Here is a 15,710-nt window from a genome sequence, read left to right on the forward strand (position 1 = left end):
GCAAGGCGAAAAGTAGCAGGCTACATCCAGGCGTCGTTGGCAATCCGCCGGAGAAATGGCGTTTGCAAAACACCGCGAACACGCGATGTCCACTGGGCATCGACTGCATTCAGCACCTCTTCCCAGCGCCGCGTCTGCAGCATGGCCGCCCCAATGGCAACCGGTTCGCAACCGGTTTTTTGCAGAAGCGCAAGCCCTGCTGCGATGGAGGTTCCGCTGGACAGGACATCGTCGATCAGAGCAATACGGCGTCCTTCGATCAGCGGCACCATACGAGGATCGAGGTAGAGCCTCTTCACCTGGTCAGGCGTTGTGATGGAGGAAATCGGAACGGAAAGTTCATCCCGGTACCAGAATTTGCGCGAATTCCCACAGGGCACATAACGGGCATGGCCGAGTTTGCGGGCGACTTCCGCAGCAAGTGTCAAACCGAGTGTCGGAAGCCCCACGATGATCTCAATGCCATCACCTCTCAACTCCTCTGCCAATTGACCAGCCAGCACATCGATGACCTCGAAAGAGGCCTGGTTGATGATCAGCGATGCAAGCGCATGCACGCCGTCCGACAAGGGGCGGATCGGAAGACGCAACTGCCGCCCGTCCTTTAGTCGCGCCGGATAAAAGCCCTGATGAGGACCGATTTCCGGAAACGCGCCAGCCGGATGAATGGTCTGCCAGAACTCGTGCGGTTTCATGACGTCATTCTCTCATCTCTCGGGATATGCGTTCACGCGTAGAAGGGCTCGTTGCGCCAGCGTCCGACCTCTTCGATCAGCCACGCCCGAAACAGCGCCACAGGCTTCAGGTCCATTCGGGTAACCGGTGCGACGAGATAATAGGAGCTCGGGCTACGGACCTGCTGAGGGAAGGCTTCTACCAATGTTCCTGCCTGCAGTTCCGCCTCTATGAGAAAGAGCGGCATCAACGCCACGCCCAGTCCTGCGCTGCAGGCTTGCGCCACACTGGCAAACTGTTCGAACCGCATGCCCGGCGCGGGAACGCCCTGCACGCCGACAGCCTCGAAGAAATGTGTCCAGGCGCCGGGCCGCGAAGCCATGTGCAGCAGCGGCAGACCCGCAAGATCTTCCGGCTTCGAAACCGGGTTTTGCCGAAGAAATTCGGGGCTGCAAACGGGCGCAACCATCTCGTCCATCAGGAAGGTGCATTCCGCTCCCGGCCAGTTCGGCTGACCGATATGGATTGCCACATCCAGACCATCCTGCTCGAAATCGAAGATACCGATACGGGTGGCAAAATTCAGCGTGATTTCCGGATGGGCGCTGACAAAGCGCGGTATTCGCGGCAAGAGCCACCGCGTTCCGAAGGTCGGCAGCATGGCAAGGTTCAACGTGTCGCCATGCCGTTTCGTCATGGCCTGCAGAGAGGCAGTGCGGATCTGCGCAAGCGCGGCACCAATGGCCTTGGCATAGGCGCGGCCTGCTTCCGTCAACTGCACACCCCGGCTGCTGCGCTCGAACAACAGAATGCCGAGCTGGTCTTCAAGACCTGAAATCTGCCTGCTGATGGCGCCTTGCGTCAATGAAAGCTCGTCTGCAGCCGAAGAAAAACTCCCGAGCCGCGCAACGGATTCGAATGCGGCCAGTGCACTGGTGGACGGAAGAAGCCTGCGACTGAGATTGGTCATGGCCTATTCCTATAGCTCATATCAACGTGAGTAAACGGCGCTTTACGCCGATCCCGCGTCTGCCCATTATGCACCCACATTTTTCTGGAGGTTTTGACGATGAGCGACCGCACCGCATTCAATTGGGCTGATCCCTTCCTGCTGGACGACCAGTTGACGGAAGATGAGCGAATGATCCGCGATGCGGCTGCAGCCTTTGGCAAGGCCGAACTGCTGCCCCGCATCCAGGAAGCCTACCTCTCCGAAACAACCGAGCCGGAACTCTTCCGCCTGATGGGACAGACAGGTCTTCTGGGTGTGACCCTGCCGGAAGAATACGGCGCGGCCAACGCATCTTATGTTGCCTATGGTCTGGTTGCCCGCGAAGTCGAGCGCATCGACTCAGGCTACCGTTCCATGATGAGCGTGCAGTCCTCCCTCGTGATCTACCCGATCTACGCCTATGGTTCGGATGAGCAGAAGAAGAAGTATCTGCCGGGTCTCGTTTCCGGCGAACTCATCGGCTGCTTCGGCCTGACCGAGCCGGATGCCGGTTCCGATCCGGGCGGCATGAAGACCCGCGCGGAAAAGATCGAAGGCGGATACCGTCTGCGCGGCTCCAAGATGTGGATTTCCAACGCGCCGATCGCAGATGTTTTCGTTGTCTGGGCCAAGTCGGAAGCGCACAACAACGAGATCCGCGGCTTCGTGCTTGAAAAGGGCATGAAGGGTCTTTCCGCGCCAAAGATCGGCGGCAAGCTTTCGCTGCGCGCATCGATCACCGGCGAGATCGTCATGGACGGCGTCGAGGTCTCCGAAGACGCGCTTCTTCCAAATGTATCCGGCCTCAAGGGTCCGTTCGGCTGCCTCAACCGTGCACGCTATGGCATTTCCTGGGGCGTTCTGGGTGCTGCCGAAGACTGCTGGCTGCGCGCACGCCAGTATGGTCTGGATCGCAAGCAGTTTGGCAAGCCGCTGGCTGGCACGCAGCTTTACCAGAAGAAGCTTGCCGACATGCAGACCGAGATCTCGCTTGGGCTTCAGGCCAGCTTGCGCGTTGGCCGCCTGATGGACGAGCACAAGATGGCGCCGGAAATGATTTCCATCGTCAAGCGCAACAACTGCGGCAAGGCTCTGGATATCGCCCGCCAGGCACGCGACATGCACGGCGGCAACGGCATCCAGATCGAATATCATGTCATGCGCCACGCGCAGAACCTGGAAACAGTCAACACCTATGAAGGCACGCACGACGTGCATGCCCTGATCCTGGGGCGTGCCCAGACAGGCATTCAAGCATTCTTCTGATTGCCTGATTGAAACGGCGGGGGGCCAGGGCGGCGAGGCAGGGAGACCTGGCCGCCGCCCTTTTTATTAGTATTACTTTTGCCGAGGGGCGTTGATTGTGGCATCCAATTGTCCTACGTGAAGGTCCGAAACCCTCCAGGGCTTGGGTGCCGCCCCTTTGGCGCCTGTCGCTTATTTCAGCGATTTTCTGAACTCAAAACGAGGTCACCATGCATAGCTATCCAGATGTAAAGCTCTTCATTGCAGGCGAATGGCGCGACGCCGTCGGCGGCAAGACGATTCCGGTCGAAGATCCGGCAACGCAGGAAATCATCGGGAAAATCGCGCACGCGGAAAAGGCTGACCTCGATCTGGCGCTGGACGCTGCGGACAAGGGCTTCAAGGTCTGGCGCGAAACGTCAGCCTTCGAGCGCTCGAAGATCATGCGCAAGGCAGCCGACATCGTGCGCCAGCGGATCGATTACATCGCCTGGCTGATGACACGCGAACAGGGCAAGCCGATTGCGCAGTCCAAGGCGGAAATAAACAACGCCGCCGATACCATCGACTGGTTCGCCGAAGAGGCACGCCGCACCTATGGCCAGATCATCCCGGCCCGTTTCGGTGGCGTTTCCAACATGGCGATCAAGTTCCCGGTTGGCCCGGTTGCCGCCTTCACGCCGTGGAACTTCCCGATCAACCAGATCGTGCGAAAGCTCTCTGCTGCCGTGTCCGTCGGCTGCTCGATCATCGTCAAGGCACCGGAAGAAACCCCGGCTTCGCCAGCCGAACTCATCCGCGCCTTTGCGGATGCCGGCATTCCGGCCGGTGTTGTCGGTCTGGTCTACGGCGTCCCGGCTGAAATTTCCGAATACCTGATCCCGCATCCGGTCATCCGCAAGATCTCGTTCACCGGCTCCACGCCGGTTGGCAAGCATCTGGCGGCCCTTGCCGGAAAGCACATGAAGCGCGCGACCATGGAACTCGGCGGTCATGCCCCGGTCGTCGTCTTCAACGATGCCGATCTGGAAAAGGCCATCGAAGTCTCCGCAGCCGCAAAGTTCCGCAATGCCGGTCAGGTCTGCGTTGCACCGACCCGCTTCCTCATTCAGGATGGCGTTGCCGAGCAGTTCATCGACGGCATTGTGAAGTACGCGGAAAACCTGAAGGTGGGTAATGGCCTCGAGGCTGACGTGACCATGGGGCCGCTTGCCAACGAGCGCCGCATCCCGGCCATGGAAGGCATGATTCAGGATGCCGTTTCCAAGGGCGCCGTTCTGAAGACGGGCGGCAAGCGCATTGGCAACAAGGGCCACTTCTTCGAGCCGACGGTTCTGACCGATGTGCCGACCTCCGCCCTGATGATGAACGAAGAGCCCTTCGGCCCGATCGCCATCGTCAACCGCTTCTCCACGCTGGATGAGGCGCTGGAAGAATCCAACCGCCTGCCCTTCGGCCTTGCCTCTTATGCCTTCACCGGTTCGGTCAAGACCGCACACGCGCTCGGCCAGCGTCTGGAAGCCGGCATGTTGACCATCAACCACAACGGTCTGGCGATTCCGGAAGTGCCGTTCGGTGGCATCAAGGATTCCGGCTACGGCACGGAAGGTGGTTCGGAAGCCGTCGAAGCCTATCTGGAAACCCGCTTCGTCAGCCAGATGAACTGAGCGTTTCAGCAGCCGTGATTAAAAAAGGCGTCGGGCAACCGGCGCCTTTTTCATTTGATTTGCAGGGTTTGAGAAAAGCCCACCTCACCCCAGTGCAAATACCTTGGCGCGCCGCAGCGTCACGAAGCCCTGTTCGCCTGCGGAAATGTTACGCTCCGGGTCCACGTCGAACTCAAGCGGTTCTCCTGTCGATGCTGTCGCGATCACACGGCGCTCGCCGGGACGGTCCAGCACCCGGGCAACGCTTGCGGGCACACCAGGCTGCGTTGCGGACCAATCGAGATCGCGGGGACGTGCATAGATTTCCGCCGGACCATCCGCCACGCCCTCGGCAGCAGCCACGGCAACGCCAGCAACATGTGCTTGACCGTCACGCACTTCGCCAGTCAGCCGGTTGGCATCCCCTAGAAATTTCAGCACGAAGGCATTCTTCGGATCACGGCAAACCTCCTGCGGCGTGCCTTGCTGAACGATCTTGCCGTCCTTCAGAATGACGACGCGATCCGCAAGATCCAGCGCCTCTTCCTGGTCATGCGTCACGAAAATCGTGGTGATGCCCAGTTCATCATGGATCTCCCGCAGCCAGCGGCGAAGGTCATGGCGAACATTCGCATCCAGCGCACCGAACGGCTCATCCAGAAGCAGAACCTTTGGATCGACGGACAGGGCACGGGCGAGTGCCACGCGCTGTCGCTGACCGCCAGAAATCTGCGCCGGAAAGCGATCTCCAAGGCCTTCAAGGCGAACCAGCTTCAGAAGCTGGTTCACGCGTGCGGCAATTTCCGCCTTGCTGCGCTTCACCTTGGAAACGCTCATGCCGAAGCCGATATTTTCCCCCACTGTCATATGGGGGAACAGTGCATAATGCTGGAAGACGAAACCGACACCGCGATCGCGCACCGGAATGTCGGTGGCATCCTGATCCCCGAAATGGATGTGTCCGCCGTCGGCATATTCCAGCCCCGCCACCATGCGCAGGATCGTCGTCTTGCCGGAACCGGATGGACCAAGCAGTGCAATCAGCTCACCGCTTTGCACGGTCAGCGACACGCCATGCACGGCGCGGAAGGTGTCGAAGGTCTTGACGACGTTATCGAGACGAATTTCCATGGCAATCAATGTCCTGTCGAAGCGGCATCGGTAACTTGGGTCTTGCGGCGTCCGGCACCGCGACGCTCCAGCGCAACCTTGGCAATGATGGTGAAGACGGCGAGCAGCGCCAGAATGGAGGCCGAGGCAAAGGCACCTGCCGCCTGATAATCGTGGTAGAGCAGTTCGATATGCAGCGGCAGCGTATTGGTCTGGCCGCGAATGTTTCCAGACACGATGGAAACCGCGCCGAACTCGCCCATCACGCGCGCATTGCAGAGAACCACGCCATAAAGCAGCGCCCATTTGACGTTGGGAAGCGTGACCGAGAAGAATGTCCGCCAGCCCGAAGCGCCGAGCGATGTCGCGGCCTCTTCCAGATCGCGCCCCTGCGCCTGCATAAGCGGGATCAGTTCGCGGGCGACGAAGGGAGCCGTCACGAACATCGACGCCAGCACGATGCCGGGAAGCGCAAACAGGATCTTGATGTCATGTGCGTCGAGCCAGGGACCGAACAAGCCCTGCAGACCATAGACGAAGAGATAGGCAACACCGGCAACGATGGGCGAAACGGAGAACGGGATCTCGATCACCACCAGCAGCAGCCGCTTGCCGCGAAAATCGAATTTGGTGATGGCCCAGGCCGCTGCCACACCGAAGGCAGTATTGATCGGCACCGCGATGAGGGCCGTCACCACTGTCATCATGATGGCATGGCGAGTATCCGGATGGCTCAGCGTCGCCGTATAGACCTTAAAGCCTTGTTTCAAAGCCTCATGGCCGATGACGAGCAAAGGCGCCAGAATGAGCAGCGCCCCCAGAATAAGGACGAGACCAATCAGCACGCGGCGAAAAACCCGTCCATCTCCAACGCGTGGCGGTTTCTTGTGAGAAGCAAAAGCGCTCATCTCTATCCCTTCACCGTGTAGCGCAGGGCGCGTGACTGAAGCCAGTTTGTCACCGCCAGCATGGCGAAAGCCGTCAGGAGCAGGACCGACGCAATGGCCGCAGCCGCCTGATAATCATATTCTTCCAGCCGGATGAAGATCAGCAGCGCGGTGATCTCCGTCGACATTGGCTGATTTCCGGCAATGAAGATGATCGCGCCGAACTCTCCCAGCGAGCGGGCAAAGGAAAGCGAAAGCCCAGCCAGCAGTGCAGGAGTCAAAAGCGGCAGGATTACCTTGCGGAAAATCGTCCAGTCCGAACCGCCGAGAGATTGGGCCGCCTCCTCCAGCGCCGGATCAAGATCTTCCAGCACCGGCTGAACCGTTCGTACGATGAACGGCAGGCTGGTAAAACACATGGCAATCATGATGCCGATGGGCGTGTAAGCCACCTTGATCCCCGCTTCGGACAAGACGGAACCGAACCAGCCATTGCTTGAAAAAAGGGCCGTCAGCGAGATGCCCGCAACTGCCGTGGGCAGGGCAAATGGCAGATCCACCATGGCATCGATGATACGCCGACCGGGAAACCGGTAGCGGGTCAGGACCCAGGCCAGTGCCAGTCCGAAAACGAGGTTGAACAGCGTCGCAATCAGCGCGGAGAATGCCGTCACGCGGTAGCTCGCCACTGCGCGCGGTGACGAGACAATGGACCAGTACTCGGCTGGTCCAAGGCTCGCTGCCTTGAACACCAACGCCGACAGCGGCAGGACCACGATCAGGCCAACATAAAAGAGGGTTATGCCCAGGGACAGATGCAGGCCGGGCAGGACATTGCGTTTCACAAGGTAAGTCCTGTTGTAAACGGACAAACCCGGCAGTTGACGAACCACCGGGCCTATCCTTCCTTGGGAGGAGAATTCAGCGACTGCCGTATAGCTTGTCCAGCGTGCCACCGGAAGCAAAGTGTTCCTTCTGGATCTTGTCCCAGCCGCCAAACACATCGTCGACCTTCACAAGACGAATCTGCGGAAACTCGTTCTTGAACTCGGCCACAACCTTTTCGTTCAGCACGCGGTGGCCAAACTCAGCGGCGATCCGCTGGCCCTGTTCGCTGTAGAGAAAGTCCAGATACTTCTTGGACAGCTCTTCCGAGCCGCGCTTCTTGGCAACCTTGTCCACGACCGCTACCGGGAATTCCGCCAGAAGCGAAACCGACGGAATGACGCTCTCCACCTTGTCCTTGCCATACTGCTTGGCAATGCCGCGCGTTTCCGCCTCGAAGGTGATCAGCACATCGCCGGTTTCACGCTCGACGAAGGTGGTGGTGGCTGCACGGCCTCCGGTATCGAAGACAGGAACATTGTCGAAGATCTTCTTGACGAAAGCCTCGACCTTTTCCTCGTCACCCTTGAACACTTCACGTGCATAGGCAACGGCTGCAAGATAGGTATAGCGCGCATTGCCGGATGTCTTGGGGTTCGGGAAGACCACCTTCACGTCATCGCGTGCAAGATCGTTCCAGTCCTTGATGTTCTTGGGGTTCCCGGCACGCACGAGGAAAGACGGGAAGGAATAGAACGGCGAGGCACTGTTCGGAAACGCCTTCTGCCAGTCCTTTGAAACGAAGCCCTGCTTCACGAGGAAGTCGATGTCGGTCACCTGGTTGAAGGTGACGACGTCAGCGTCCAGACCTTCCACGATGGCGCGCGCCTGCTTGGAGGTGCCCGCATGCGACTGATCGATGTTGATGCCTGGGTTCTGCTTGATGAAGGCTTCGTTCTCGGCTGCGAACAGCTCTCGCGCCACGTCGTAGGAAGCGTTCAACAACTTGGTCGGCTGCTGGGCAAAGACTGGACCAGCGACAAGAGCGGCCAAGGCCGTGCCGAGAATGAGAAGGCGTTTCATCAAAGTCTCCGATGCGATCGATTGTTATCACTAACCTATCGATGCACCTCACAACCTGCGAGGAACGGTAAACCCTCAACGCCTTTGCGATTGACAAATTTTGGCCAAATTCAAGGCACCGTGCGTGCTTTATTCCTGCCCTTGGGCGAGGCCTTCGTTCGAAGGCAGGGGGCGGGAAGCGGCAGGGGTGCGCCGCTTCCCGCAAGTCGCTCACTCCGCGGCGGTGGAAAGGTTGAGCGACAACTGGTCCTTGCGCTGGTCGTCATTGTCACCAGCGCCGGATTTGGATGCCTTGTCCCGTCCGAAGAACAGGGCATAGGCAGCAGGCAGAACAAGAATGGTCAGGACGGTGGCAACCATGATGCCGCCCATCATGGCATAGGCGAGCGGTCCCCAGAAAAGCCCACGCGAGATCGGTATCAACGCAAGCACGGCCACCAGTGCCGTCAGCATGATCGGACGGAAGCGGCGAACCGCCGAGCCAATGATAGCTTCACTGCGCTCCATTCCCGACGCAATATCCTGGTCAATCTGGTCCACCAGAATGATCGAGTTACGGATGATGATGCCGAGCAGTGCGATGACACCGAGGATCGCCACGAAGCCGAAGGGAGCGCCGGTGATCAAGAGTGCCGCTGCGGCACCGATGATTCCGAGAGGACCGGTCGCCAGCACCAGCATGGCCTTGCCGAAATGCTGCAACTGGATCATCAGCAGCGTAACGATCACGAAGAGCATGACGGGCGCCTTGGCGGCAATCGACATCTGGCTTTCCGCTGCATCCTCTGCGCCGCCCTGGATTTCGACCTTGTAGCCGGCAGGCAGGTTTTTGCGCAGTTCCGCCATCCCGCTGTACATCTTCGCAGCCAGATCGTTCGGTTCGACACCGTCCGGAACCGTTGCCTTGATCGTGATGGTCGGCAGACGGTCGCGACGCCACTCGATCCCGTTTTCCTGAACCGGCTCGATACGGGCAATCTGGCTGACTGGCACGAAGGCGCCGCTGTCCGTGGGAATATAGACGGAGTTGACAGCCGTCAGCAGGTCCCGCGTGGCATCCGGTTCGCGAGCGACGATGGAGACGGTCTCTTCGCCATCACGGAACTGGTCGAGCGTCACACCCGACATCGATGCATAGAGCATCTGTCGGACGCGCTGAGATGTTACGCCAAGTGCCCTCGCCCGATCCTGGTCGATGACGAGCTTCATGGTCGTCACCGGCTCCAGCCAGTCGTCATGGATCGTGCCCAGTTGCGGGTTCTGATGGAAGCGCTGCTTCACCTGATCGGCAATCTTGCGCACCTCTTCGCGGTCGGGACCGACGACGCGCATCTGTACGGCCCAGCCGACCGGCGGCCCGAGGAAAAGACGATCCACCTTGCCACGCACGGACAAGAAGTCTTCCGCAAGGATCTTGCGCAGCTTGATGATCATGCGCTCGCGCTCTTCGAGGCCGTTCGACATGACGAGCAGCTGGGCATAGTTGGGGTTGCGAAGCTGCTGGTCCAGCGGCAGGAAGAAGCGCGGAGCCCCCTCACCGATGAAGGTCGCGACGAATTTCTTGTCAGGATCGTCCATGATCTTTGCTTCCAGCGCCTTCGCCTGACGCTCCACCTCTTCGATGGCGGTGCCTTCCGGCAGCCACATATCGACGAGAATTTCGGGACGCGAGGATTGCGGGAAGAAGCTCTGCGGGATGAACTGGAAGGACCAGAGGCTGGTGCCGAAGACGCCAAGCGTTGCCACCAGCACGATCAGCCGGTGCCGCACGCTCCAGGAAACCGTGGCGCGAAGCCCGCGGTAAAACCGCGTGTCGTAGACATCGTGATGCGTGCCCGCATGCGCGCGCTGCTTCAGGATCATATATCCGAGCCAGGGCGTGAAATAGACCGCAACGAACCAGGATGTCACGAGTGCGATGCCGACCACGTAGAAGAGAGACCGGACATATTCACCCGCAGTCGAATCCGCAAAGCCGACCGGAATGAAGCCCGCGGTCGTGATCAGCGTACCCGTCAACATGGGAAAGGCGGTGGAGGAATAGGCGAAGGTGGCAGCGTTGAGCTTTTCCAGCCCTTCCTCCAGCTTTCGCTCCATCATTTCGACCACGATCATGGCATCGTCGACGAGAAGGCCGAGCGCGATGATGAGAGCGCCGAGCGAGATACGCTGCAGTTCGATGCCGAGCTCGTACATGATGGCGAGTGTCGCCGCCAGCACCAGCGGAATGGAGATGGCAATCACGATGCCGGAACGCCAGCCGATGGACAAAAGCGAGACGACCAGAACAATGACCAGCGCTTCCAGAAGCGCCTGCGTGAATTCGCCGATCGCCTCATGCACGACTTCCGGCTGGTTGGCGACCTGCGAAACCTCAACGCCATAGGGAAGCGCATTTTCGAAGTTGCGATAGGTTTCTTCGATCCATTTTCCGACATCCGTCACCTTGTAGCCATTCTGCATGACCACACCGATCTGGACCGAATCCTTGCCATTAAAGCGGAACTTGCGGTCGTAGGGTGAGATCAGGCCCTTGCTGACGGTGGCGATATCGCCCAGCCGAAACACTTGGCTACCGCTGCGAATGCGCAGTTCGCGAATATCCTCCGGCGTCCGCATGCCCCCTTCTACGGTGATGCGCACGGAACGGGTCGCCGTCTGTACATTGCCTGCGGGATCGACATTGTTCTGCCCGGCCAGTGCGTTTTTCACATCGTTGAGCGTCAGCTTGCGCTCCGCAAGTGCCTTGGAGGATACGTCGATGTAGATGCGCTCCGCCTGGTCGCCAAGAATGGAAACCTTTTCCACGCCCTTCGTCGCCAGCAGCATGTCGCGGGCCTTGGTCGCGAAGTCCTTGAGCTCAGGATAGCTGAATCCGTCGCCCGTCAGGGCGTGGAGGGTCACATAGGTATCGCCGAACTCATCATTGAAATAGGGCCCGAGAACGCCGCTCGGCAGATCCTGCTCGATGTCGCCAATCTTCTTGCGGACCTGATAGAAGGCGTCTGCCACCTGCTGAGAATTGGTGTTACCCTTGATCTGCAGCGTGGTGATCGAGAAACCGGCGCGGGTGTAGGATTTCACCCAATCGAGATGCGGCGTTTCCTGCAGCTTGCGCTCGATCTTGTTGACGACCTGATCCTGCATTTCCTCGATGGAAGCGCCCGGCCAGACCGCCTGCACGACCATGACGCGGAAGGTGAAGTCCGGGTCTTCCTTCTGGCCCATGTTCATGATGCCGAGGCCGCCGATCAGAATGATGATCCCGAACAGGAAGCGGCCGATGCTGGGATGAGAAATTGCCCAGCGCGAGAGGTTGAACGGCTGCCTGGGCGAGCCGGGTGTGCGAAACGCCTTCATGACTTAATCCCCTGTACCCGGATCGATCAGGACTTTGAAGGCGCGACTGCGGTAGATGCGCCACCTGCTGTCTGACCTTCGCCTTCGTAGATTTTGACCTGCAGATCAGGCTGCATGAACTGCGTTCCGGCTGCGACAACCAGATCGCCAGCCTTCAAGCCATCGGCGATCCGCACGCCATCTTCGGCAAATCCGTCAACCTGTACCGGGTGCGGCTGGACCTTGGAGGATGCAGGATCGACGAGCCAGACGATCGATTTACCGTCCTGCTTCGCGAGTGCCGCGAGCGGAAGCACGAAACCGGGGGCACTGCCGGACACCTCGGTAGAAATGGTCGCCGTCATGCCCAGCCGAAGCGCCGGGTTGTCCGGCAGGCTGACGCGAACGGTGAATGTACGCGACTGCTGGTCTGCACTGCCTGCCACTTCCCGCACCTTGCCTTCCAGAGCCAGATTGCCATCGGCCCAAAACGAGGTCTTGACGGACTTGCCTGGCGAGAACTGCCGAATTTCTGCTTCCGGCACGGCTACCTCGATCTCCTTGGCACCATCCTGCGCGACTCGGATGACCGGCGTACCAGCCGCTACAACCTGACCCGCCTCGGCATTGACGGCCGTGACGATACCGTCAACGTCGGACGAGAGCACGCCGTAGCCGACGCGATTTTTCGCCTGCGTGAGGGACGATTGAGCTGCATCGCGCTGCGCGATCGCCTGACGAGACGCAAGCTGGGCCTGCTCCAGCGAGGATTGGGATGTGATGTTCTGGCTCTGCAAGGTCTCTGCACGCTTGAGGGCTAGCTGCGAGATTTCCACCTGCTTTTCGGCGGATGCGAGTTCAGCCTCAGCCTGACGTACCGAAAGCTCATAGTCTGTCACATCGATGCGGGCGACCGGCTGTCCTGCCTTGACCCTTTGGCCGACATCGACGAGACGATCGCTGATCTTGCCATCGACCCTAAAGCCCAGCGGCACTTCGGTGCGGGCGCGAATAGAGCCCGAATATTGCAGCAAAGGCCCTGCCTGCCGGGCCTTCACCTCAACGACCTTCACCGGGCGAATGACCTGCTCGGCAGCCTTTTTCTCTTCCGTGCAGCCGGACAGAATGGCTGCAACAGCCACAATCGCCACACCCAGCTTCCCCAATCCCACAACCGACATCGTGCGGTCCCTTCTCCACGCTCACTCGGAGCAGATTTTAACGCAGCGCCTGGATCGCAAACTCGATCAGGGCTTCAGGTGTCATGACTTCATCGGAAGCGGCCGTCTTTGCCACCAGTTGCGGGTGACACAGACAGACGCCTGCATGCATGTAGCACTCGGCAGCAAGCCGGGCGTCCTGCTGGCGGAATTCGCCGGCTTCGATACCGTCCTTGATGATGTTCTCGATGATCCCGCGAACACGTGCGAGATGTTCCTCGATAACCGGCCATTGCTGGTCCATGGCAACAAGCACCATCTCGTGGACCTTCTGCTCATCCAGCATCGTTTCCATCACCAGAGAATGCTGAAGAAGCGTATGCGCCCGCAAACGGTCTGCGGCCGAAGCCTTGCGCCCTGCGCTCTCGGCCAGGGCATCGTACTGAGCTGCCAGCATGCGGCGAGCGAGAGCCTGATGAATATCGGCCTTCGACGCAAAGAACCGGTAGATGTTGGCGGGCGACATCGACAGTTCCTTGGCGATGTCGGCAACATTCGTTTTGGAGTAGCCGTAGTGCTTGAACACCCTTTCGGCACACTCCAGAATCCGTTCGACATTGTCCTGTCTGGCCGTATCGCTCGCCACTGTAGAATGATCGTTCATTGACTTCCGCTTGATGACTGACGAATTTCGAATTTCGTCAGTCATACAGTGAATATGCGCATTTGGTCAACTGGCAGACAAAACGAAATACTCGTGGAACTTTATGACAGAGTGTCAGTTCAGCGAGGCTGCGAATCAGGGCGGGAGAATGAACATGGCCGAAGGCCGCACTGTGCGACGCCACGTGCAGGATCGATATCGGCTGCTGATCGAATCCATTATCGATTATGCAATCTACATGCTTGATGAAGAAGGCCATGTCGCCAGCTGGAATCCTGGTGCGCGCCGCCTCAAGGGATATGAACCAGACGAGATCCTGGGGCGTCATTTCTCCAGTTTCTACACACCGGAAGATCGCGATGCCGGGGAACCGTGGCGTGGTCTTGAAGCAGCAAGACGCGAGGGTCGTTTCGAGAACGAAGGCTGGCGGATTCGGAAGGACGGCAGTCGTTTCTGGGCCAGCATCGTGATCGATGCAATCAGGGACGATGACGGCCATCTCATCGGCTTTGCCAAGATCACCCGTGATATCAGTGAAAAACATCAGGCCCAGCTTGCATTGGCTCAGGCACGCGAGGACCTGTTTCAGGCGCAGAAACTGGAAGCCATCGGTCAGATGACCGGTGGAATAGCCCATGACTTCAACAACGTCCTGACGGCCATTCTCGGCTCCCTGCATCTCTTGAAGAAGCGTCTGCCAGACGATCCGGAACTTGCGCAGCTTCTGGAGAGCGCCCTGCGCGGGGCAGAACGCGGCGCCTCATTGACCAAACGGCTTCTGGCATTTTCGCGACGCCAGGAATTGCATGTGCGCGAAGTCGAAATTGCTCCGCTGGTCGAAGGCTTGATTGATCTGGCCAGCCGTTCGATCGATCCCGATACCCGTATTGAAACGCAGCTCGAAGCAGCGCTTCCGCCAGTACGTACCGATCCCGCCCAGCTGGAGATGGCGCTTCTCAACCTGATCGTGAATGCGCGGGATGCGATGCCGGAAGGTGGTGTCATCCGCATACAGGCGCAGATCGACGGGCAGGAACGAGACGATACGGGCGATCAGCAATTCGTTTCCGTTGCGGTCATCGATGACGGCGAAGGCATGGATGCAGAGACATTACAAAAGGCAACGACACCTTTCTTCACGACAAAAGGGATCGGCAAGGGAACGGGGCTGGGACTGGCCATGGTTCAGGCGCTGACGGAACAATCAGGCGGCTTCCTGCGTCTTCACAGTGAACCTGGCTTTGGAACACGGGCGGAAATCATTCTTCCGGTCGCTGTTTCCACTGCTGTTTCTGTGAAGTCCAAGGAGCCTCTGAACTGTATGTCTGCCCCTTTCGACAAGAAACTGACCGTACTCGCCGTTGATGACGATGCCCTTGTCCTGATGAACACCACCATGATGCTGGAAGATCTGGGCCACACTGTCATCGAGGCCTTCAACGGCCCTGAAGCGCTGAAGGTCCTTCAGTCGAGGCAGGATATCGATATGGTCATAACCGACCAGTCCATGCCGATGATGACCGGCGTGGAGCTGGCGGATCGGGTACAGGAAGCCCACCCTAGTATTCCCGTTATCCTGGCAACGGGCTATTCTGAACTGCCGACGGGACAGTTTTCGGCGCGGCCCCATCTCAACAAGCCTTTCACACAGCATGAGCTGCAAACCGCCATCGCGGGCGTCTTCTCGCAGTCCTGAACCTTGAGCCCTCTTGTGCGTTTGAGTTTTGAAACTCGAACCACGGAGCAGAGAAATGGTGTTCAAACCCCAGACATTTCACGAGAAGGCACCAACGGTCGTAACCGAATTCCCGACGGAAGCAGCGCTTGAGGCGCAAGTGGCAGCGGCCCTTGCCGAAGCAGGCGGACTGGATGCGGCAGACATCTCCGTCACAACCAAAGCCGGAACCGTCACCCTGATTGGACGCGTGCTCCTCGACACTCAGATCGAGCGCGCCGAAGAGGTGGCTCGCTCCGTCCCGAACGTCACCGACGTCGTCAACAAACTCGTATCTGAACAGACACACTGACTACACAAGCGACCAATTGATAAAGCCCGCGACGAAATCAATCGTCGCGGGCTTTGTT

At 59.0% G+C, this 15,710-nt stretch carries 13 protein-coding genes; 4 read left to right on the forward strand and 9 right to left on the reverse strand.

Annotated elements, in window-relative coordinates; genetic code table 11:
• Positions 1 to 20: 20 nt before the first annotated feature.
• Both ASD54_RS17245 and ASD54_RS17250 read right to left on the reverse strand, forming a co-directional pair.
• Entirely contained in the window at positions 21 to 695 is a 675-nt protein-coding gene (locus ASD54_RS17245) for a phosphoribosyltransferase (protein ID WP_062555842.1), read from the reverse strand.
• A 32-nt stretch (positions 696 to 727) separates the two neighbouring features.
• Positions 728 to 1,645, reverse strand: a complete 918-nt coding sequence (locus ASD54_RS17250; RefSeq protein WP_062555843.1) for a LysR family transcriptional regulator — start codon at positions 1,643 to 1,645, stop codon at positions 728 to 730.
• A gap of 99 nt (positions 1,646 to 1,744) precedes the next feature.
• Here ASD54_RS17250 and ASD54_RS17255 point away from each other — a divergent pair, with 99 nt between their 5' ends.
• Complete coding sequence (locus ASD54_RS17255; RefSeq protein ID WP_062555844.1) at positions 1,745 to 2,932, forward strand: acyl-CoA dehydrogenase; 1,188 nt, start codon at positions 1,745 to 1,747, stop codon at positions 2,930 to 2,932.
• A gap of 209 nt (positions 2,933 to 3,141) precedes the next feature.
• Positions 3,142 to 4,578 carry an NAD-dependent succinate-semialdehyde dehydrogenase gene (locus ASD54_RS17260; protein ID WP_062555845.1) on the forward strand — a complete coding sequence of 479 codons (1,437 nt, stop codon included), beginning with the start codon at positions 3,142 to 3,144 and terminating at the stop codon, positions 4,576 to 4,578.
• An 84-nt stretch (positions 4,579 to 4,662) separates the two neighbouring features.
• On the opposite strand, the gene ASD54_RS17265 is transcribed toward ASD54_RS17260, so the two are convergent.
• The 7 genes from ASD54_RS17265 to ASD54_RS17295 all read right to left on the reverse strand — a co-directional run bounded on the left by ASD54_RS17265 (position 4,663) and on the right by ASD54_RS17295 (position 13,625).
• Positions 4,663 to 5,688, reverse strand: coding sequence for a sulfate/molybdate ABC transporter ATP-binding protein (locus tag ASD54_RS17265; RefSeq protein WP_062555979.1), 1,026 nt, complete (start codon positions 5,686 to 5,688; stop codon positions 4,663 to 4,665).
• Between the two features lie 5 nt (positions 5,689 to 5,693).
• Positions 5,694 to 6,575 (reverse strand): sulfate ABC transporter permease subunit CysW, encoded by an 882-nt coding sequence (cysW, locus tag ASD54_RS17270; RefSeq protein ID WP_062555846.1) that lies wholly within the window; start codon positions 6,573 to 6,575, stop codon positions 5,694 to 5,696.
• A 2-nt stretch (positions 6,576 to 6,577) separates the two neighbouring features.
• Positions 6,578 to 7,399: a sulfate ABC transporter permease subunit CysT gene (gene cysT / locus ASD54_RS17275; RefSeq protein ID WP_062555980.1), complete on the reverse strand. Its 822-nt coding sequence runs from the start codon at positions 7,397 to 7,399 to the stop codon at positions 6,578 to 6,580.
• Between the two features lie 76 nt (positions 7,400 to 7,475).
• Positions 7,476 to 8,462, reverse strand: coding sequence for a thiosulfate ABC transporter substrate-binding protein CysP (cysP, locus tag ASD54_RS17280; RefSeq protein ID WP_062555847.1), 987 nt, complete (start codon positions 8,460 to 8,462; stop codon positions 7,476 to 7,478).
• A 210-nt stretch (positions 8,463 to 8,672) separates the two neighbouring features.
• The gene (locus tag ASD54_RS17285; protein WP_062555848.1) at positions 8,673 to 11,822 is read right to left on the reverse strand and encodes an efflux RND transporter permease subunit; all 3,150 of its coding nucleotides are present in this window, start codon (positions 11,820 to 11,822) and stop codon (positions 8,673 to 8,675) included.
• Between the two features lie 26 nt (positions 11,823 to 11,848).
• On the reverse strand, positions 11,849 to 12,982 hold the full coding sequence (locus ASD54_RS17290; RefSeq protein ID WP_062555849.1) for an efflux RND transporter periplasmic adaptor subunit: 1,134 nt from the start codon (positions 12,980 to 12,982) through the stop codon (positions 11,849 to 11,851).
• 37 nt (positions 12,983 to 13,019) lie between these two features.
• Positions 13,020 to 13,625 carry a TetR/AcrR family transcriptional regulator gene (locus tag ASD54_RS17295; protein ID WP_062555850.1) on the reverse strand — a complete coding sequence of 202 codons (606 nt, stop codon included), beginning with the start codon at positions 13,623 to 13,625 and terminating at the stop codon, positions 13,020 to 13,022.
• Between the two features lie 154 nt (positions 13,626 to 13,779).
• On the opposite strand from ASD54_RS17295, the gene ASD54_RS17300 reads away from it, so the two are divergent.
• Both ASD54_RS17300 and ASD54_RS17305 read left to right on the forward strand, forming a co-directional pair.
• Positions 13,780 to 15,321 (forward strand): PAS domain-containing sensor histidine kinase, encoded by a 1,542-nt coding sequence (locus ASD54_RS17300; RefSeq protein WP_062555851.1) that lies wholly within the window; start codon positions 13,780 to 13,782, stop codon positions 15,319 to 15,321.
• Between the two features lie 55 nt (positions 15,322 to 15,376).
• Positions 15,377 to 15,652: a BON domain-containing protein gene (locus tag ASD54_RS17305; RefSeq protein ID WP_062555852.1), complete on the forward strand. Its 276-nt coding sequence runs from the start codon at positions 15,377 to 15,379 to the stop codon at positions 15,650 to 15,652.
• Positions 15,653 to 15,710: the final 58 nt, after the last annotated feature.

Origin of the sequence: Rhizobium sp. Root149 (assembly GCF_001427345.1) — a bacterium.
Taxonomy (GTDB): Bacteria; Pseudomonadota; Alphaproteobacteria; order Rhizobiales; family Rhizobiaceae; genus Neorhizobium; species Neorhizobium rhizoryzae.